We start from the raw sequence: 19,938 nt of genomic DNA, 5'->3' as shown, positions 1-19,938 counted from the left end.
AGGACCCTGGTCTACCGGGTCACGCTGGGCCAACCTGGAGGGGACAAGGGAGGTCGAGCGTGACATCAACGTCGCAAACCCCGGCCGCGTCAGCGGCGCTGTTGGACAACGAGATCATCCAGGACGCGGTGGCGCTGGCCTGCCGCGCCCCGTCCCTGCACAACAGCCAGCCCTGGAAATGGGTGCGCGACCACGCCGGGCTGCACCTGTTCCTCGACCCCAGCCGGGCCGTCTACACCGACGAGACCGGCCGCGAGGCGCTGATGTCGTGCGGTGCGGCACTGGATCATCTGCGCGTGGCGTTGGCGTCGGCGGGATGGCGCGCCGTGGTCCAGCGGTTCCCCAACCCGAACAACCCGCATCATCTGGCCAGCGTCACCTTCGCCGCAGCCGACACGGTCGACGATGAGGCGCGTCGCACAGCCGACGCGATCCTGTTGCGGCGCACCGACCGGCTACCGTTCGCGGCGCCACCGAATTGGCCGCTGGTCGAGTCGATGCTGTTCGACGCCGCAGGCACCGAATCGGTCCGCGTCGATGTGCTCGCCGAGGACGCCCGGCCCAACGTCGCCGAAGCCTCCCAACTCAGTGAGTGGGTGCGGCTCTACGACCGGGACTACCACGCCGAACTCGACTGGTGGACCGCGCCGTTCGACGTCGCCGACGGGATCCCGCAGAGCTCGCTGGTGTCGGCGGCTGAAAGCGATCGGGTCGACGTCGGCCGGAACTTTCCGGTCACCCGCGCCGGGAACCGGCGCAGTGACATCACCGAGGACCGCGCGGCGATCGTGGTGCTGTCCACCGCGGGGGACAGTCGCGCCGAGGCGCTGGCATGCGGAGAGGCGCTCTCGGCGGTGCTGCTGGCCTGCACCCGGCTGGGCCTGGCGACCTGTCCGCTGACCCACCTCACCGAGGTGCCGACCAGCCGAGAGATGGTGCGGTCCCTCATCGGCGGTGAACACCTGCCGCAGGTGCTGGTGCGGATCGGGGTGGCGCCGCAGATCGAGGCGACCCCGCCGCCGACCCCGCGGCATCCGGTCAGCGAGGTGCTGCGCCTGGAGGCGTGACCGGTCAGGGCCTGCTCATCCGGTAATAGGCGCCGCGGTGCGCCATCAACTCGGTGTGGGTGCCCCGTTCGACGATGCGACCCGCCTCCAGCACCACGATGAGGTCGGCGTCGCGGATCGTGGAGAGCCGGTGGGCGATCACGAAACCGGTGCGGTCCCGGCGCAATTCGGTCAGGGCGCGCTGGATCAGCAACTCGGTTCTGCTGTCGACGGAGCTGGTCGCCTCGTCCAGGACCAGCAGCGGCGGGTCGGCCAGGATGGTGCGTGCGATCGTGATCAGCTGTTTCTCCCCGGCGCTGATCGTGCCGCCGTCGTTGCGCACCCGGGTGGCGTAGCCGTCGGGCAGTGAGCGCACGAACGCGTCGACGCGGGCGGCTCGGGCCGCGGCGACCACGTCCGCCTCGGTGGCGCCGGGGCGACCGTAGGCGATGTTCTCCGCGATGGTCCCGTCGAACAGCCAGGTGTCCTGCAACACCATGCCGATCCGGGACCGCAGTTCGCTCCGGGGCAGCGCGGTGATGTCGACACCGTCGAGCAGGATCCGGCCGCCGTCGACGTCGTAGAACCGCATCAGCAGGTTGACCAGCGTCGTCTTGCCGGCGCCGGTCGGGCCGACGATCGCGACCGTGGTCCCGGCGTCGACCCGAAGCGACACGTCGTCGATGACGACACGGTCGGGTCGGTAGCCGAAGCGCACCGCGTCGAACTCCACCCGGCCCGGTGTCCCGGAGCTGTCGGGCAGCCGCCCTGCCGGTGGGTCGGGGGCCTCCTCGGGTTCATCGAGGAGCTCGAACACCCTTTCAGCGCTGGCGATCCCGGACTGCAGCGTGTTGTACAGCCCGGCCAACTGGGTGAGCGGCTGGTTGAACTGGCGGACGTAGGCGATGAACGCCTGGATGCTGCCCAGAGTGACCCGGCCGGTGGCCACCTGCAGACCCCCGACCACTGCGACCGCGACGTAGGAGAGGTTGCCGATGAAGCCGGCGGCCGGCGAGATCAGCCCGGAGAACAGCTGGGCGCCCAGCCCGGCCCGGTACACCTCGTCGTTCTCCCGGTGAAAACGTTGCAGGGCGCCGTCCCGGTGGCCGTAGGTGCGCACCAGAGTGAAACCGCTGTAGGTCTCCTCGATGTGCGCGTTGAGCCGCCCGGTCGCCGCCCACTGCGCGACGAACAACCGCTGCGAGCGGCGGGTGATCGCGCGCACCGTCAGCAGCGACAGCGGCACCGCGAGCACGGTGATCGCGGCCAGCAGCGGCGAGATCGACACCATCATCGCCAGCACCGCCACCACGGTGAGCAGCGCACTGAGCAGCTGGTTGAGCGTCATCGACAGCGTCGTCGCGACGTTGTCGACGTCGTTGGTGACCCGGCTGAGCAGCTCGCCGCGGCGGCGGCCGTCGAAGTACGCCAGCGGCAGCCGATGCACCTTGTCCTCGACGTCGGCGCGCAACGCCATCAGCGTGCGCTGGGTGACCTTGTTGAGTGTTCGGGCCTGTAACCAGACCGCCAGCGCGGCAAGTAGATACACGGCCAATGCCAGTGCCAGTGTGCGTCCGAGGGCGCCGAAGTCCACACCGCGCCCGGGGATCACGTCCATGCCGGTGAGCAGATCGGCGAACGTGGTGTCCCCGCGGGCCCGCGCCGCGGCGATCGCCTGCGCTTTGCTCGACCCCGCAGGCAGGTCGCGGCCGATGACCCCGTTGAACAACAGGTCGGTGGCGTGGCCCAGGATGCGCGGACCTGCGACCCCCAGGCCGATGCCCGCCACCGACAACGCGACCACGATCGTCGCCGGACCGCGGTGCGGGGTCAGCCGGCGCAGCACCCGCAGCGCGGTCACGCGGGCGTCCCGCGACGCGGTGGGCGGTGCGGCGAGCATCTGCCGCAGCGCCGAGGTCACCGCGGCCCTCCCACCCCGACGCCGACCGACTGGGATGCGGCCAACTCGGCGTACAACGTGCTCTCCCGCAGCAGGGACTCATGGGTGCCTGCGGCGGCGACCACACCGTGGTCGACGACGAGGATCTGATCGGCGTCGGCCACCGTGGCGACACGCTGGGAGACCACGATGACGGTCGCGTCGGCGGCCACCGTGCGCAGGGCCTGCCGGACCCGGGCGTCGGTCCGGGTGTCCAGAGCGGTGAAGGCATCGTCGAACAGGTAGATCCGTGGCCGGCGGACCACCGCGCGGGCGATCGCCAGCCGCTGCCGTTGCCCGCCGGAGAGATTCGCCCCGCCCTGCGCGATCGCCATCCTCAGCCCGTCGGGGTGGGCGCCGACGAAATCGTCGGCCGCGGCGACCCGCAGCGCCGCCCACATCCGCTCCTCGTCGACGTCGTCGTCCGGCACCGCGCCGAGACGCAGGTTGTCGGCGACGGTCCCGGAGAACAGGTAGCCACGCTGGGGGACCAAGCCGATCGCCGCCCACAGTCGCTCCAGGTCGTGATCACGCACATCGACCCCGTCGACGACGACCGCACCGCCGGTGACGTCGTGGAGCCGGCAGAGAAGCGACACCAGCGTCGACTTCCCCGACCCGGTGCTACCGACGATCGCGGTCACCTCGCCCGGCGACGCGGTGAACGAGATGTCCTGCAACACCGGACGATCAGCGCCCGGGTAGCCGAACGTGACGGCCTCGACCCGCACCACGCCGCGCAGTCCCGCGGCCGGGCTGATCGGGGCGGCGGGGGGAGCGATCGCGGTGCCGGTGGAGAGCACCTCCTCGATCCGCTCGGCGCAGACCGACGCGCGGGGCAGCACCGAGACCACCATGGTGGCCATCACCACCGCCATCAGGATCTGGGTGACATAGGCCAGAAACGCCACCAGCGATCCGACCTGCAGATGCCCGCCGTCGATGCGCTGCGCGCCGAACCAGATCAGCGCGACACTCGAGCAGTTGATCACCAGCGTGGTGCCGGGCAACAGCAGCGCCTGCCAGTTGGCGGCGGTCAACGCGGCGTCGGACAGCGCCCGGTTGGCGCGGCCGAACCGGTCCCGCTCGGCGGGCTCTCGCGCCAGCGCGCGCACCACGCGGATCCCCGCCAGCTGGTCGCGCAGCACCCGGTTGACGCCGTCGATCAGGGCCTGCATGCGCCGGAAGGTCGGCAACATCCGTGACACGATCGCACCGTTGACCGCCGCCAGCAGTGGGACGCTGACCAGCAGCAGCCAGGACAGTCCCACGTCCTGCCGCAGGGCCATGACGATCCCGCCCACGCTCATGATCGGCGCGGTCACCAGCACCGTGCAGATCACCTGCACCAGCACCTGGATCTGGCGGATGTCGTTGGTGCTGCGGGTCAGCAGCGACGGCGCACCGAAGCGGGCCGTCTCGGACTCGGAGAATCCCAGGACCCGGTCGAACACCGCCAGTCGCAGGTCCCGCGCGACACCGGTGGAGGTCTTCGAGCCGAAATAGACCGCACCGACCGCGCACCCCACCTGCACCGCGGTGACGGCCAGCATCAGCCCGCCGTACTCGACGATCAGGGCGGTGTCCCCGGTGGCGATCCCGTCGTCGATGATCACCGCGTTGATCGTCGGCAACGTCAGCGCGGCCAGCGCACTGACCGCCTGGACCGCCAGCAGCGCCGCCACCAGCCGGCGATACGGCCGGATGTGGCAGCGCAGCAACGCCAGCAGCATCTGGTAACTGTCGCATACCGCGACGGCTTTCCCTGGTCAGGCGTGGTGTGCTGAGAGCACGCGGGTTGGCGGCTACAGTGCAGTCTGTGATGTGCGGTAGGTGTGGGTAACGGTGCGATTCAACCCGACTCTGTGGGCCGCGACGGCCGCGATGGTGCTCCCGCTGGCCGTCGGCTGCACCTCCTCCGGCAGTGACGGCGCCGCCCCCACGCTGCCCCCCTCACCGACCGTGCAACCGGCCACCCACGGCCCGATGTTTCCGCAGTGCGGGGGGATCAGCGACGAGACCATCGCCGAGCTGACCAGGGTGAGCGGCCTGGTCAACACCGCGCAGACCTCGGTGGGCTGCCAATGGCTGGCCAACGGCGGCATCATCGGGCCGCACTTCTCCTTCTCCTGGTACCGGGGCAGCCCGATCGGGCGGGAACGCAAAACCGAGGAGCTGACCCGGAGCAGCGTCGAGGACATCACCATCGGCGGCTATGACGGCTTCATCGCGATCGGCAGCATGCCGATGCTCGGTGATTCACTGTGTGAGATCGGCATCCAGTTCGACGACGACTTCATCGAATGGTCGGTCAGTTTCGACAAGGAGCCCTATCCGGACCCGTGCGAGGTCGCCACGGAGCTGACCAGCCAGACGATCGCGAACGCCCGATGAGCGCGCGCGTCACCTCGATCCGGTTCGGCCGGCGCGCGGCGGTGCTGCTGGTGGTGGTGCTGGCGGTGCTGGCCGGATGCTCGCGCACCGTCGACGGCACCGCGGTCAAGGCCGGTATCACCGACTCGGCCCGCAACGACGACTCCCGCCAGCAGTTCCCCAACCTGCTCAAGGAGTGCGACGTCCTCGGCGAGGACATCCTGGCCAAGACCGTCGACGCCGACCCGCTCGACATCCAGGGCACCTTCGTCGGCGCGATCTGCCGCTGGCAGGCGGCCGGCGCCTCCGGGCTGGTCGACATCACCCGGTACTGGTTCGAGCAGGGCAGCCTGGACAACGAACGCAAGGTGGCCGAGGACCTGGGCTACCAGATCGAGGAACGCCGCATCGAGGGCATCGAATCGATCGTGATGCGTCCCGGTGACCCCAACGGCTCGTGCGGGGTGGCCAGCGACGCGCAGGGCGCGGTGGGTTGGTGGGTCAACCCGCAGACGCCCGGGGTGGACGCCTGTGAGCAGGCCATCAAGCTGATGCAGCTCACCCTGGCCCGCAACTACTGACCCGGCCCCGGTGCGGCCGGGTCAGCGGGGGACGTGGAAGTCGGTGAGGGCGGCCCCGCCGAGTTCGAGCCGTTCCCACCGGCACGGCACCCGCAGCACCGCCATCGCCGAGGTCGGGAACTTCGTCGAGAGCCGGGCCAGCGCGGCCCGGTCGGTGCCCGCCGCCCCGGAGAGCCCCACCGCGACCGCCGACAGCGCCGGCTCGTGCCCGATCACCAGCAGCACCCCGACGTCGTCGGCGACGGTGTTGATCTCGGCGAGGACGGTGCCCGGTGCGGCCGCATACAGCCGATCGCGGAAACTCACCGGTGCGTCGAGGTCGAGGCGCGCCAGGGTCTCCCGGGTGCGCGTCGCGGTCGAACACAGCACCGCCTCGACCGGCGCCAGGGTGGCCCGCAGCCATCGTCCGGCCAGCCCGGCCTCCCGCACCCCACGAGGCGCCAGTGGCCGATCGTGGTCGGTGACCTCGTCGGGGTAGTCCGACTTGGCGTGGCGCAGTAGCACCAGGGTGCGGGTGGGTTCGGTCATGCCGCCACCGTAGGCGAGCGGCCGAAGGACGCGGCGCGGCGCGGCCGATGTTGTCGGTCCCCGGTCCTACACTCGCGGCGACGGGAAGGGAGCGGCATGCGGTTCGTGCACACCGCCGACTGGCAGCTCGGGATGACGCGGCGCCGGCTCGGCGAAGACGCCCAGGCGCGATACTCGGCGGCCCGACGCGACGCGGTGGCCGGGCTCGGCGAACTCGCGGCGCGCACCGGTGCGGAGTTCGTCGTCGTCGCCGGCGACGTCTTCGAGCACAACCAGCTCGCCCCGCAGGTGATCAGCCAGTCCCTGGAGGCGATGCGCCGCATCGCCGTGCCGGTCTACCTGTTGCCCGGTAACCACGATCCGCTCGACGCGGCGTCTGTGTACACCAGCAGGCAGTTCATCCGGGAATGCCCCGACAACGTCACAGTGCTCGACCGCGACGGGGTGCATCCGGTGGCTCCCGGGGTGGAACTGGTCGCCGCGCCGTGGCGGTCCAAACGCCCCACCACCGACCTGGCGGCCGCCGCACTCGACGGGCTCGGCCCGGCCGGCGACGGCGTGCGCATCCTGCTCGCCCACGGCGGGGTGGACAGCCTCGACCCCGACCCCACCAACCCGGCGCTGATCGGGTCCGCGGTGATCGAGGAGGCGCTGGCCCGTGGCATCGTCCACTACGTCGCACTGGGGGACAAGCACTCCCGCACCGAAGTAGGTGGCAGCGGCCGGTTCTTCTACTCCGGCTCCCCGGAGGTGACCAACTTCGCCGACATCGAACCCGACCCCGGCCATGTGCTGGTCGTCGACATCGACACCACCGACTCGCGCCGTCCGGTCACGGTGAGCCCGCACCGGGTGGGCCGGTGGCGGTTCCACACCGTGCGCCGGCGGGTGGACACCGCGGCCGACATCGACGCGCTCGCCGACGAACTCGACCGGCTGCCCGACAAGGACCGCACCGTGGTCCGCTGGGCGCTGACCGGGACCCTGACCGTCACCGACCGTGCCGCCCTCGACGACTGCCTGGAGCGGTACTCGCGGTTGCTGGCCAGCCTCGAACCCTGGGACCGCCACACCGATCTCGCGGTCCTCCCCGCCGACGGCGAGTTCGACGATTTGGGCCTGGGCGGATTCGCCGCGGCCGCGGTCGAGGAGTTGACGACCCAGGCCCGCGGCGCCGACCCGCAGGCCGCCGATGACGCGCAGGCCGCGCTGGCACTGCTACTGCGGCTGGTCGACCACGATCGGGGGGCGGCGTGAGACTGCACCGGTTGGTCCTGACCAACTACCGCGGCATCGCTCACCGCGACCTCGAGTTCCCCGACCAGGGCGTGGTGGTGGTCTCCGGCGCCAACGAGATCGGCAAGACATCGATGATCGAGGCACTGGATCTGCTGCTGGAGGTCAAGGACCGGTCCCGCAACAAAGACGTCAAGGCGGTCAAACCCACCCACCTCGACGCCGGCACCGAGGTCACCGCCGAGATCAGCACCGGCCCGTACCGGTTCGTCTACCGCAAGCGCTTCCACAAGCGCCCGGAGACCGAGCTGACCATCTCCGCGCCGCGCCGGGAACAGTACACCGGCGACGAGGCGCACGACCGGGTCTGCGCGATGCTCGCCGAAACCCTCGACACCCAGTTGTGGCACGCCCAGCGGGTGCTGCAGGCCGGGTCCACCGCGGCGGTCGACCTCTCCGGCTGCGACGCGCTCTCCCGGGCCCTCGACGTGGCCGCCGGTGACGCGGCGGCGCTCACCGGCGGGGAACCGGTGCTCATGGCGAGCGTCGACAGCGAGTACGGCCTCTACTTCACCGGCACCGGCCGTCCCACCGGGGTGTGGGCGAGTGCCCGCGCCCGACTCGACGACGCCGAGGCGGAACTGGACCGCTGCGCCGCACTGGTCGCCGAGGTCGAGGAACGGGCCGCCCGGCACGACGAGCTCACCGGCGAGCTGGCCGAGGTGGCCGCCCGGCACGAGGCCGCCGAGACCGAGAAGGTGGCCGCGCTCGCCGCCGCCGACACGGTCACCGAGCTGACGACCACGCTGCGTGACGCGGAGTTGGCCGCCGATGCGGCCACCTCGGCGGCCGCCACAGCCCGGTCCGCCCACGGCGAGCGGCAACGCCTGATCGTCGACGCCGACCGCTGGGCGGCCACGGTCGGCGAGCTGCAGGACCGGCTCCCGGAGGCCGGCGGCGCCGCGACGACGGCGCGGCACGACGCCGCGGCCGCCGAGGCCGCCGCCGCACAGGCCGCCGCGGAACTGGCCGCCGCCGAAGCGCGGTCCGACGCCGCACGCCGTGACCTCGACCGGCTGACCGAGCGGGCCGAAACAGACCGGCTGAGCGACCGGCTGGAGCGCATCGAGACCACCGTGGGTGAGCGTGACGCGCTCCGCGCCGAGCTGGCCGCGATCACGATGACCGAGGCCACGCTGCGCGGTATCGAGGACGCCGCGGGCGCGGTCGACCGCGCCGAAGCGGCCCTCACCGCGATCTCGGCGACCCTGCGGTTCACCGCGCTCGCCGACCTGGAGATCCGCGACGGCGAGGAACGCCGGGCCATGGGGGCCGGCGAGAGCTGGTCGACCACCGCGACCGCCGCCACGCGGCTGGAGGTGCCGGGCGTGCTGACCGTGCGGGTCGAGCCGGGCGCGGACGCCCGCACCGCCGAGGACGACGCCGCCGGTGCACGCACCCGGCTCGCCGCCGTGCTGGCCGACGCCGGAGTGGCCGACCTCGCCGCGGCCCGCGAGGCCGACCGGCGCCGCCGCGATCTGCAGAGCCGCTGCGATCAACTCGGCGCCACCGTCGAGGCGCTCTGCGGCGACGACCCGATCGAGCGGCTGCGGGAGCGTCTGGAGCGGCTACGCGCCACCCAGACGGAGCCGGAGCCGGGAGCACCCACCGATGTCGACAGCGCCCGTGCCGCGCTGGCCGACGCCGAGGCCGCGCGTACGGAGACCGCCGGCCGGCACACCGCGCTGCAGGAGCGCGCCGCCGAAGCCACCGCACTGGCCACCGAACGATCGACGCGCGCCACAGTGGTCACCAACGACCTGGACACCCACCGCAGGCAACTGGCCGCGGCCACCGAGCGGTTGTCCGAGGCACGCGAGCGGGCCGGCGACGACGCCCTGGCCGCGGCGGTCGAGGAGGCGCAGCGCGCGGCGACCGAGGCCGACGAACGGGTCGCCGAGCTGCGGCGGCAGCTGGCCGCCGGCGACGCCGAAACCGTGCTCGCCGAACGGGACCGCGCGATCGCGGCGGCCGAACACCTCGACGCCGAACACCGGCGGATCACCGCCGAGTTGCGCGACATCGCCGTGGAACTGGCGGTGATCGGCACCGAGGGGCGACACAGCAGGCTCGACGCCGCCGAAACCGAACACGCACACGCCGCCGATGAACACGCCCGTATCGGCAGGCGCGCCCGCGCCGTCGAGTTGCTGCGCAGCGTGCTGCGCAGATACCGCGACGACACCCGGCGCCGCTACGTCGAACCGTTCCGCACCGAGATCGAACGGCTCGGCAGACCGGTCTTCGGTTCCAGCTTCGAAGTCGACGTCGACACCGGCCTACGGATCGTCTCGCGCACCCTCGACGGCTGCACCGTCCCCTACGACGCGCTCTCCGGCGGCGCCAAGGAACAGCTGGGGATCCTGACCCGATTGGCGGGGGCGGCCCTGGTCGCCAAGGAGGACAGTGTCCCGGTGCTCATCGACGACGCGTTGGGTTTCACCGACCCGCAGCGGTTGGGGAAGATGAGCCAGGTCTTCGACACGGTCGGCAGCCGCGGGCAGGTCATCGTGCTCACCTGCACTCCGGAGCGTTATCAGGGCATCGGTGACGCGCACCGCATCGAGCTGACCGGCTGACCTCAGTCGCGGATGAATCCGATCGCGGTGTAGTCGACGCTGGCCAGACCGGGCGCCCCGAAGTTGGCCAGTGAACTGCGCACCGCGATGTTGCCCGGCACCTGGATGAGCGGCAGGCTGAACCCCTCGGCCCACAGCATCTCGTCGAGTTCGTTGGCGCGCTGCCGGGCGGTCTCGGGATCCAGGGTGAGCAGGGTCTGCTCGATCTTGCGGTCGATCTCGGGGCTGCCGATCTTGCCGAAGTTGGCCTCCCCGTAGGAGGCGTAGATCTGGGTCAGCCCGGACAGCGGGAAAGCATCGCCGACCCAACCGAACTGGGCGATGTCGAAGTCGCCGACGTTGATGTAGTCGCTGAAGAAGCTGCCGCCGGACTTGGCGTCGAGTTCGAGTTTGACCCCGATCTGGGCCAGGCTGTGCTGGGCCACCTGACCGTACTGTCTGGTGCTCTGCGCGTCGTAGAGGACCTGACGGATCGTCAGGGTGCGGCCGTCCTTCCGGCGGAACTTGCCGTGCATCCGCCAGCCGAGCGCGTCCAGTTCCCGTTTGGCGCGTTCGGGGTCGTAGGCGACGATCGCGCTGTTGTCGCGGTAGCCCTCCTGGCCGGCGACGTAGACGTGGTTGTTCAGCGGCACCGGGTCGGTGGTCATGCCGCGTTGGGTCACCTTCGCGATGGTGGCGCGGTCGATGCCGCGGGCGATCGCGAGCCGCAGGTCCTTGTCGGCCAGGATCGATCCGGGCGCACCGTTGAAGGTGAAGTGGTACCAGGTCGGTGTCGGAGCCCGACGGATCGCGATGCCCTCGGTGCGCCGGGCGATGGTGAGCTGGTCGAGGGTGGAGATTCCGGCCGCGTCGATGGTGTGGTTCTGCAGCGCGGGCATGATCGCCGGTTGGTCGAGCACCAGGTAGGTGATCGAGTCCAGTCGCGGGGGCCGGCCCCACCAACGCGGATTGCGGGTCAGCACCACCCGCTGGGTGGTCCGGTCCAGCGAGGCCACCACGAACGGGCCGGCCGACGGCCCGGGATGGCGCAGTTGGGCTTCGTTGAACGCCTCCGGCGTGGCGGTCATGCTCTTGGGCAGCAGCATGCCGTTGCCCGCGAACATGCCCCGCCACTCCGCGTACGGCTCGGCGAAGGTCATCACCGCCTGCCGGTCGTCGACACCCTGGGTGACCGAGGCCACCCGGTCGGCACCGGACTTGCTGGCGATCGCGAAGCGGGGATCTTTGCCGCTGAGCGCATGGATCTGGCTGGCGATGTCCGCCCAGGTGATCGGGGTTCCGTCCGACCAGACCGCCTGCGGGTTGATCGTGTAGGTGATCACCTGCGGGTCGGTGCCGGTGAGTTCGATGCTGGTGAAGTAGTCGGTGTCGACGCGGGTCGAACCGTCGGGCTCGATGGCGAACGACCGCGGCATGGTCGCCTTGAGCATCGCGGCGTTGTCGGCCAGGTTGCCGTCGATGTGCAGCGGGTTGAAGTTGGGCGGGAACTGGCTCAGCGACAGGCGTAGGTCACCGCCGTCGCGCAGGGAGGCGGGATCCTGGGGGTTGATGTCGCTGGTGGTGCCGACGGTGGCCGAGCCGCTGGGTAGTTCGGCGAGTTCGCCGCCGGAGCAACCGGCCAGCACCAACGTCGTGGCCAGCGTCACGGCGGCGATCCGGGCACCGATGCGGCACAGCACCACGTGATCAGCTCCTTCGCGTCGGGTCGGGTTGTGGCACCGCGGCCAGCAGCCGACGGGTGTAGTCGTCACGCGGCGCGTCGAACACCGCGGTGCTCGGGCCCTGCTCGACGACCCGGCCGCGGTGCAGGACGACGACATCGTGGGCCAGGTGTTTGACCACCGAAAGGTCGTGGGAGACGAACAGATACGACAACCCGAACTGTTGCTGCAAGTCCAGCAGCAGGTTGATGATCCCGGCCTGAATGGACACGTCGAGGGCGGAGACCGGCTCGTCGAGGGCGAGGATCTTCGGCTGCAGGGCCAGTGCCCGGGCGATGCCGATCCGCTGCTTCTGGCCGCCGGAGAACTCCGCCGGGTAGCGGCTCGCGTCGGCGCGGCGCAAGCCGACGATGTCGAGCAGTTCGGCCACCCGGGTGCGAATCGCGGTCTTGTCGAATCCGTTGGCGTGCAACGGCTGAGCCAGGATGTCGAAGATGGGCAGCCGCGGGTCCAGCGAGGCGACCGGATCCTGGAACACCACCTGCAGGTCGCGGCGCAGCGCGCGTCGGCGCGCGGAGTTCAGGCCGGCGACGTCGACGCCGAGGACCTCGATGGAGCCCGACTGCGGGGCCGTCAGTTCCAGGATCTCGCGCAGCGTCGTGGATTTGCCGGACCCGGATTCGCCGACGATCCCCAGGGTCCGGCCCTCGCGCAGCGCGAAACTCACGGTGTCGACGGCCCGGATCTCGCCCACCGTGCGGCGCAGCAGCACGCCTTTGGTCAGGGGATAGGTCTTCACCAGGTCGCGCACCCGCACCACCACGTCGGACTCCTCGGTCGCCGGCGGCGCGGCAGCGGCGCTGACACCGTAGATCTGCGCGGCGGTGCGGCCGGCGACCCGGTCGGTGTGGATGCACGCGGCGTGGTGGTCGGCGCCGACCTCCAGCAACTCCGGTTCGGCGGCCCGGCATTCGTCGGTCGCCAGCGGGCAGCGCGGCGCGAACGGGCACCCGGACTCGAGTGCGGCCGGAGCCGGGGGAGCGCCGGGGATCGGCACCAGCCGGGTGCCCTGGGCGGCGTCGAGGCGCGGCACCGAGCCCAGCAGGCCGACCGTGTAGGGCATCCGGCGGTCCCGGTAGAGGGTGTTCACGGGCGCGGACTCGACGACGCGTCCGGCGTACATCACCAGGGCACGGTCGGCGAACTCGGCGACCACACCCAGATCGTGGGTGATGATCAGCACCCCGGCGCCGGTGACGTCCCGGGCGGTCTTGAGCACGTCGAGGATCTGCGCCTGCACGGTGACGTCGAGGGCGGTGGTGGGTTCGTCGCAGATCAGCAGGTCGGGGTCGTTGGCGATCGCGATCGCGATCACCACGCGCTGGCGCTCCCCGCCGGAGAGTTCGTGGGGGAAGGCGCGGGCGCGTTCAGCCGGACGGGCGATGCCGACCAGCTCCAGCAACTCCACCGCTGTGCGGCGCGCGGCGGCGCGTCCGGTGCCGGGGCGGTGGACGCGGATCGCCTCGGCGATCTGGTCGCCGACCGGATAGACCGGGGTCAGCGCCGACATCGGGTCCTGGAAGACCATGCCGATCTGCTTGCCGCGCACCGCGGACAGCGCACGGTCGCCCAGACCGAGCAACTCGGTGCCGTGAAGGCGCACCGATCCGCTGACGGCGGTGTGCTCGGGCAGCAGGCCCATCACCGCCATCGCGGCCGCGGATTTGCCCGAACCGGATTCGCCGACCATGGCCACCACCTCGCCGGGTTCGACGTGGTAGTTCACGCCGCGCACCGCGGGCACCTGTTCGTGGTCGGTGGTGAAGGTGACCGCGAGGTCACGCACCTGCAGCAGTGGGCTCATCGCCGGCTCCGGCGCAGCGTCGCGCTCTGCGGGTCCAGGGCGTCGCGCAGTCCGTCGCCGGCGAGGTTGGCGCAGACCAGGATCGCGACCAGCACTCCGGCCGGGAAGAGGAACACCCACGGGAAGGTGATCGCCGAGGCGGTGCCGTCGGCGATCAGGGTTCCCAGTGACACGTCCGGCGGCTGGATGCCGAAACCCAGGTAGCTCAGGCCGGTCTCGGCGAGGATCGCCACCGCCACGTTCAGGGCGGTGTCGATGATCAGGATGGAGGCGACGTTGGGGATGATGTGGCCGGTGATGATCCGCCTGCTGGACACCCCCATGTAGCGGGCGGCGCGGATGAACTCGCGGTCGCGCAGGCTCATCGTCAGGCCGCGCACCATGCGCGAGCTGATCATCCAGCTGAACGCGGCGAGCAGCAGCACCAGCATGCCGATGTTGGCGGAGTTCTTGGTGCGCGGCGTGACGATCGCGATCAGGATGAAGCTCGGCACCACCAGCAGCAGATCCACCAGCCACATCAGCGCGCGGTCGCGCCAGCCGCCGAAGTACCCCGAGATCGCGCCCACGGTCGCGGCGATCAGCGTGGAGATGAACGCCACGCAGACCCCGATCAGCATCGACTTCTGCATCCCCCGCAGGGTCTGGGCCAGCAGGTCCTGGCCCAGCGCGTTGGTGCCCAGCCAGTGCCTGGTGCTCGGTGGGTGCAGCAGGGCGTCGTAGTCGAGGTCGGTGTAGGAGTAGGGCAGCAGCGGAGGCAAGGCGTAGGCGCCGATGAACAGCAAGGCCAGCAGTGCCAGCGAGCCGACCGCGGCCGGGTTGCGCAGGAACCGGCGCAGCACCAGGGTGCGCCGCGAGGTGAAGGTGGCGAGTTCGCCGTCCGGGTCGGTGCGGGTCATGACACCCGCACCCGCGGATCGAGGATGGCGTAGATGACGTCGGAGAGCAGGCCGGCCAGCAGCACCGCGGCACCGGAGAACATCGTGATCGCGGCGACGATGTTGGCGTCCTGGGTGGCGATGCCCTGCACCACCCATTCGCCCATGCCGTGCCAGCCGAAGATCTTCTCGACGAAGACGGCGCCGGTGACCAGGCCGGCCACCCCGTAGGCGAACAGGGTGGCCATCGGGATCAGGGCGGTGCGCAGGCCGTGTTTGATCAGCGCCTGACGCCGGGTCAGCCCCTTGGCGCGGGCGGTGCGGATGAAGTCCTGGCCGAGGACGTCGAGCATCGCGTTGCGCTGGTAGCGGCTGAAGCCGGCCGCCGCGGCCAGCGCCAGCGTCATGGTGGGCAGCACCAGGTGCTGGAGGCGGTCGAGCAGGGCGTGCCAGCCGCCGCCGGTGACGCCGGGGGAGGTCTCCCCGACGTACTCGAACATTTGGGTGCCGGTCACCCAGTTGGCCTGCAGCCCGCCCTGGATGAGCAGGTTGGCCAGCACGAAAGTGGGGATGGACAGGATCAGCAGGGCCAGGGCGGTGATGACCCGGTCGGAGAGCCGGTATTGGCGGATCGCGCCCCAGGCACCCAGCGCCACCCCGGCGAGGGTGCCGACCAGCGAGCCGATGACCAACAGGCGCAGGCTGACCCCGATCCGGCGCCACAACTCCTCGGAGACCGGCTGGCCGGTGACGGTGACACCGAAGTCGCCGCGGACCGCGCCGGACGCCCAGTGCGCGTAGCGCAGCGGGATCGGCTTGTCCAGGCCCAGGTCGGCGGCCTTGGCGTCGATGACGGCCTGCGGTGGTCGCGGGTTGCGCTGCATCAGGCTCTCCAGCGGGGAGAACGCGAGCGAGGTCAGACAGTAGGTGAGGAACGACGCCAGCGCGAGCAGCACCAGATAGTTGAGCACGCGACCCGCCAGGAATCGGGTCATGTGCGAACCGGCCTGCATCGCATTGACTCAGCGTAGAGAACACCCGCGGGGGGAAGGCGCGCCGGTTGGGCCGGGCGCGGCGGCGTGTCGCCGGTGGCGGTGGAATGGGCGCGGGCGCACGCCGATGCGGGTATAGCGGATCGGGATGATTTAAACCCTGGAGCGGGCGCGACGGTGTTGCTAGACTGCCGTCGCCGAAATTTTCTGTGCGCCAAGACGATAGGGGATGTTGCGTGCCGATCACCGATGAGTACCTGGCCAACAACCGCGAGTATGCGCAGACCTTCAGCGGTCCGCTGCCGATGCCGCCGAGCAAGCACGTGGCGATCGTCGCCTGCATGGACGCCCGGCTCGACGTGCACCGGATGCTCGGGATCAAAGACGGCGAGGCGCACACGATCCGCAATGCGGGCGGGGTGATCACCGACGACGTCATCCGCTCGCTGGCGATCAACCAGCGGTTGCTCGGCACCCGGGAGATCATCCTGGTCCACCACACCGACTGCGGCATGCTGACCTTCACCGACGACGAGTTCAAGGCGAGCATCCAGGAGGACACCGGGATCCGGCCGGGGTGGGCGCCGGAGGCCTTCCCCGACCCCGCCGACGACGTGCGGCAGTCGATCCGGCGGCTGCGGACCAGCCCGTTCGTCTCGCACAGCGCGCTGCGCGGCTTCGTGTTCGACGTCGCGACCGGCCGGCTCGAGGAAGTGACGCCCTAACCCCGGGCGGCGGCGGCCGGGAGGCTCCGACCCGCGGCGTTGACAACACGAACACCCGCCTGCTTCCATGGGGGCTATGCGGATAAATCTGGCCAGATCAGCCAACTTTACCGGGAAACCGTGAGCGCGCCTGCCGTGACCCGGCCGGTGCCCGGGCAATACGAGTTGAGCCAGCTGCGCGCCCTGGAGGCCGAGGCCATCCACATCATCCGCGAGGTGGCCGCGGAGTTCGAACGTCCGGTGCTGCTGTTCTCCGGCGGCAAGGACTCGATCGTGATGCTGCACCTGGCGTTGAAGGCGTTCCGGCCGGGCCGGCTGCCGTTCCCGGTCATGCACGTCGACACCGGCCACAACTTCGACGAGGTCATCACCACCCGGGACCGGCTGATCGAGCAGACCGGGGCCCGGCTCGTCGTCGCCTCGGTCCAGGAGGACATCGACGCAGGCCGGGTCGCCGAGACCTTCCCGTCGCGCAACCCCATCCAGACGGTGACGCTGCTGCGCGCGATCCGGGAGAACCGGTTCGACGCCGCGTTCGGCGGGGCGCGCCGCGACGAGGAGAAGGCGCGCGCCAAGGAGCGGGTCTTCAGTTTCCGCGACGAGTTCGGCCAGTGGGACCCCAAGGCGCAGCGTCCGGAGCTGTGGAACCTCTACAACGGCCGGCACCGCAAGGGCGAGCACATCCGGGTCTTCCCGCTGTCGAACTGGACCGAGTTCGACATCTGGAACTACATCGGCGCCGAGGAGATCACCCTGCCGTCGATCTACTACGCCCACCGCAGGCAGGTCTTCGCCCGCGACGGCATGCTGCTGGCCGTCCACCGGTTCCAGCAGCCGCGCCCCGATGAAGAGGTGTTCGAGACGATGGTGCGGTTCCGCACCGTCGGCGACGTCACCTGCACCGGATGCGTGGAGTCCACGGCGAGCACGGTGGCCGAGGTGATCGCCGAGACCGCCGTGTCGCGGCTGACCGAGCGCGGCGCGACCCGCGCCGACGACCGCATCTCCGAAGCCGGCATGGAAGACCGAAAACGGCAGGGCTACTTCTGATGAGCGAACCGACCACACTGCTGCGCATCGCGACCGCCGGTTCGGTCGACGACGGGAAATCGACCCTGATCGGCCGACTGCTCTATGACTCCAAGGCGGTCATGGAGGACCAGTGGGCCTCGGTGGAGCGCACTTCGGCCGAACGGGGCAACGACTTCACCGATCTGGCGCTGGTCACCGACGGGCTTCGCGCAGAACGCGAGCAGGGCATCACGATCGACGTCGCCTACCGCTATTTCGCCACGCCCAAACGGAAATTCATCATCGCCGACACCCCGGGGCATCTGCAGTACACCCGCAACATGGTGACCGGCACGTCCACCGCGCAACTGGCGATCGTGCTGGTCGACGCGCGGCACGGGCTGCAGGAACAGTCCCGGCGGCACGCCTTCCTCGCAGCGCTGCTGGGCATCCGCCACATCGTGCTCGCGGTGAACAAGATGGACCTGATCGATTGGGACCGTGAGCGTTTCGAGGCGATCCGCGACGAATTCCACGCCTTCACCACCCGGCTGGACGTCCAGGACGTCACCACGATCCCGCTGTCGGCGCTGCACGGCGACAACGTGGTGACCAAATCCGAGAAGGCGCCCTGGTATGAGGGTCTGGCGTTGCTGCCGCACCTGGAACAGGTCTACATCGGCGGGGACCGCAACCTCGTCGACGTCCGCTTCCCGGTCCAGTACGTGATCCGCCCGCAGACCCGTGAGCACTGGGACCACCGCAGCTACGCCGGGACGGTGGCCAGCGGCGTGATGCGCCCGGGCGACGAGGTCGTCGTCCTGCCCGCAGGCAAATCCAGTCGCATCACCGCGATCGAGGGCCCGGCCGGGCCGGTGGACGAGGCCTTCCCGCCGATGGCGGTGTCGGTCAGCCTCGCCGACGACCTCGACGTCTCGCGCGGTGACATGATCGCGCGCACCCAGAACCAGCCGCGGGTCACCCAGGACTTCGACGCCACCGTGTGCTGGATGTCCGATGACTCCGCGCTGGAGCCGGGGCGCACCTACGTGATCAAGCAGACCACCCGGACCACCCGGGTCCGGGTCAGCGCGCTCGACTACCGGCTGGACGTCAACACGCTGCACCGCGACAAATCGGCCACCGCGCTCAAGCTCAACGAGCTCGGCCGGGTCGCGCTGCGCGCGCAGGTGCCGCTGCTGCTCGACGAGTACTCCCGCAACACCAGCACCGGCTCGTTCATCCTCATCGATCCCGACAGCAACGCCACCGTCGCCGCCGGCATGGTGCTGCGCGACAGTTCGGCGCGGACCTCCAGCCCCAACGCCGTGCGGCACACGTCGCTGGTCACCGCCGAGGACCGGCTCGCCCGCGGTCGCACGGTCTGGTTCACCGGGCTGTCGGGTTCGGGGAAGTCCTCGGTGGCGGTCCACGTGGAGCGCCGGCTGCTTGAGCTCGGCGTCGCCGCCTACGTGCTCGACGGGGACAACCTGCGGCACGGGCTCAACGCGGACCTGGGGTTCTCGATGGCCGACCGGGCGGAGAACCTGCGCCGGCTGGCCCATGTCGCCACCCTGATGGCCGATTCCGGACAGATCGTGCTGGTGCCTGCGATCAGCCCGCTGACCGAGCACCGGCAGCTGGCCCGCCAGGTGCACACCGACGCCGGAGTGGAGTTCTACGAGGTGTTCTGCGACACGCCGCTGGAGGACTGCGAACGCCGCGACCCCAAGGGGCTGTACGCCAAGGCGCGTGCCGGCGAGATCACCCACTTCACCGGCATCGACAGCCCCTATCAGCGGCCGAAGAACCCCGACCTGCGGCTGGTGCCGGACCGTTCGGTGGAGGAGTTGGCCGAGCAGGTCATCGCCCTGCTCGACATCGGGCGGTGACCGCGGCGCCGGGTGGCAGAATGCGCGGCATGCGCATGTCGGCCAAGGCGGAGTACGCCGTACGGGCGATGGTGCAGTTGGCCACCGTCGAACCCGGCACGCTGACCAAGACCGAGGATCTGGCACAGGCGCAGGGCATCCCGGCGCAGTTCCTGGTCGACATCCTCGCCGCGCTGCGCACCGACCGGCTGGTGCGCAGCCACCGGGGGCGTGACGGCGGCTACGAATTGGCGCGGGCGGCCACCGAGATCAGCCTCGCCGACGTGTTGCGCTGCATCGACGGCCCGCTGGCCAGCGTGCGCGACATCGGGCTGGGCGATCTGCCGTATTCGGGGCCGACCGCCGCGCTCACCGACGTGTGGCGTGCGCTGCGGGCCAGCATGCGGGCCGTGCTCGAGCAGACCACGCTGGCCGACGTGGCCGGCGGCACGTTGCCCGCCCACGTCGCGGCGCTGGCCGACGACTACCGGGCCCAGGAGCGCACCCGGCGCGGCTGACCTAATGGGAACCGATCAGCGTGTCCTAACGGGGATCTTGGTTCTTGAGCGGGAGGCTGATCACCGAGCCGCCGGC

16 protein-coding genes are annotated in these 19,938 nt (G+C 70.6%); 9 read left to right on the top strand and 7 right to left on the bottom strand.

Going from position 1 to position 19,938, the window contains the following annotated elements; all coding sequences use genetic code 11:
- The first annotated feature begins 59 nt into the window (after nt 1–59).
- Nucleotides 60–1,067 (top strand): Acg family FMN-binding oxidoreductase, encoded by a 1,008-nt coding sequence (locus tag AWC30_RS01295; protein WP_234807890.1) that lies wholly within the window; start codon nt 60–62, stop codon nt 1,065–1,067.
- A gap of 4 nt (nt 1,068–1,071) precedes the next feature.
- On the opposite strand, the gene AWC30_RS01290 is transcribed toward AWC30_RS01295, so the two are convergent.
- Nucleotides 1,072–2,946 (bottom strand): ABC transporter ATP-binding protein, encoded by a 1,875-nt coding sequence (locus AWC30_RS01290; protein WP_085107832.1) that lies wholly within the window; start codon nt 2,944–2,946, stop codon nt 1,072–1,074.
- A gap of 17 nt (nt 2,947–2,963) precedes the next feature.
- Nucleotides 2,964–4,718: an ABC transporter ATP-binding protein gene (locus AWC30_RS01285; RefSeq protein ID WP_085107763.1), complete on the bottom strand. Its 1,755-nt coding sequence runs from the start codon at nt 4,716–4,718 to the stop codon at nt 2,964–2,966.
- 151 nt (nt 4,719–4,869) lie between these two features.
- Between AWC30_RS01285 and AWC30_RS01280 the strand changes: the two genes are divergently transcribed.
- Together AWC30_RS01280 and AWC30_RS01275 are read left to right on the top strand one after the other, a co-directional pair.
- Complete coding sequence (locus AWC30_RS01280) at nt 4,870–5,379, top strand: DUF3558 domain-containing protein (RefSeq protein ID WP_085107830.1); 510 nt, start codon at nt 4,870–4,872, stop codon at nt 5,377–5,379.
- Nucleotides 5,376–5,939, top strand: coding sequence for a DUF3558 domain-containing protein (locus AWC30_RS01275; protein WP_085107761.1), 564 nt, complete (start codon nt 5,376–5,378; stop codon nt 5,937–5,939). Before AWC30_RS01280 ends, AWC30_RS01275 begins: the two co-directional genes overlap by 4 nt.
- A gap of 21 nt (nt 5,940–5,960) precedes the next feature.
- On the opposite strand, the gene AWC30_RS01270 is transcribed toward AWC30_RS01275, so the two are convergent.
- The gene (locus AWC30_RS01270) at nt 5,961–6,467 is read right to left on the bottom strand and encodes a SixA phosphatase family protein (protein WP_085107758.1); all 507 of its coding nucleotides are present in this window, start codon (nt 6,465–6,467) and stop codon (nt 5,961–5,963) included.
- A gap of 96 nt (nt 6,468–6,563) precedes the next feature.
- Between AWC30_RS01270 and AWC30_RS01265 the strand changes: the two genes are divergently transcribed.
- Together AWC30_RS01265 and AWC30_RS01260 are read left to right on the top strand one after the other, a co-directional pair.
- Nucleotides 6,564–7,724 (top strand): metallophosphoesterase family protein, encoded by a 1,161-nt coding sequence (locus AWC30_RS01265; RefSeq protein ID WP_085107755.1) that lies wholly within the window; start codon nt 6,564–6,566, stop codon nt 7,722–7,724.
- The gene (locus tag AWC30_RS01260) at nt 7,721–10,342 is read left to right on the top strand and encodes an AAA family ATPase (RefSeq protein ID WP_085107753.1); all 2,622 of its coding nucleotides are present in this window, start codon (nt 7,721–7,723) and stop codon (nt 10,340–10,342) included. Before AWC30_RS01265 ends, AWC30_RS01260 begins: the two co-directional genes overlap by 4 nt.
- A gap of 2 nt (nt 10,343–10,344) precedes the next feature.
- Here AWC30_RS01260 and AWC30_RS01255 read toward each other — a convergent pair whose 3' ends face one another.
- From AWC30_RS01255 to AWC30_RS01240, 4 genes are read right to left on the bottom strand one after another with little or no spacing between them, the layout of a single operon-like run.
- Nucleotides 10,345–12,018, bottom strand: a complete 1,674-nt coding sequence (locus tag AWC30_RS01255; protein WP_085107827.1) for an oligopeptide ABC transporter substrate-binding protein OppA — start codon at nt 12,016–12,018, stop codon at nt 10,345–10,347.
- Nucleotides 12,019–12,028: 10 nt separating this feature from the next.
- Entirely contained in the window at nt 12,029–13,867 is a 1,839-nt protein-coding gene (locus AWC30_RS01250) for an oligopeptide ABC transporter ATP-binding protein OppD (protein ID WP_085107750.1), read from the bottom strand.
- Entirely contained in the window at nt 13,864–14,766 is a 903-nt protein-coding gene (locus AWC30_RS01245) for an oligopeptide ABC transporter permease OppC (protein ID WP_085107747.1), read from the bottom strand. Before AWC30_RS01245 ends, AWC30_RS01250 begins: the two co-directional genes overlap by 4 nt.
- The gene (locus AWC30_RS01240) at nt 14,763–15,740 is read right to left on the bottom strand and encodes an oligopeptide ABC transporter permease OppB (RefSeq protein ID WP_085107744.1); all 978 of its coding nucleotides are present in this window, start codon (nt 15,738–15,740) and stop codon (nt 14,763–14,765) included. Before AWC30_RS01240 ends, AWC30_RS01245 begins: the two co-directional genes overlap by 4 nt.
- 233 nt (nt 15,741–15,973) lie before the next feature.
- Between AWC30_RS01240 and AWC30_RS01235 the strand changes: the two genes are divergently transcribed.
- The 4 genes from AWC30_RS01235 (at nt 15,974) to AWC30_RS01220 (ending at nt 19,862) form a co-directional block, all read left to right on the top strand.
- On the top strand, nt 15,974–16,462 hold the full coding sequence (locus AWC30_RS01235) for a beta-class carbonic anhydrase (protein WP_085107741.1): 489 nt from the start codon (nt 15,974–15,976) through the stop codon (nt 16,460–16,462).
- Between the two features lie 120 nt (nt 16,463–16,582).
- The gene (gene cysD / locus AWC30_RS01230; protein WP_085107738.1) at nt 16,583–17,512 is read left to right on the top strand and encodes a sulfate adenylyltransferase subunit CysD; all 930 of its coding nucleotides are present in this window, start codon (nt 16,583–16,585) and stop codon (nt 17,510–17,512) included.
- Nucleotides 17,512–19,365 carry a sulfate adenylyltransferase subunit CysN gene (cysC, locus tag AWC30_RS01225; protein WP_085107735.1) on the top strand — a complete coding sequence of 618 codons (1,854 nt, stop codon included), beginning with the start codon at nt 17,512–17,514 and terminating at the stop codon, nt 19,363–19,365. The genes cysD and cysC overlap by 1 nt, the downstream gene beginning before the upstream one ends.
- Before the next feature lie 29 nt (nt 19,366–19,394).
- Nucleotides 19,395–19,862: an Rrf2 family transcriptional regulator gene (locus AWC30_RS01220; protein ID WP_085107824.1), complete on the top strand. Its 468-nt coding sequence runs from the start codon at nt 19,395–19,397 to the stop codon at nt 19,860–19,862.
- Nucleotides 19,863–19,938: the final 76 nt, after the last annotated feature.

The sequence above is a fragment of the Mycolicibacillus trivialis genome (assembly GCF_002102395.1).
GTDB lineage: Bacteria > Actinomycetota > Actinomycetes > Mycobacteriales > Mycobacteriaceae > Mycobacterium > Mycobacterium triviale.
The sequence above is the reverse complement of the archived record's forward strand: the minus strand, read 5'-3'. Positions and strand labels throughout refer to the sequence as shown.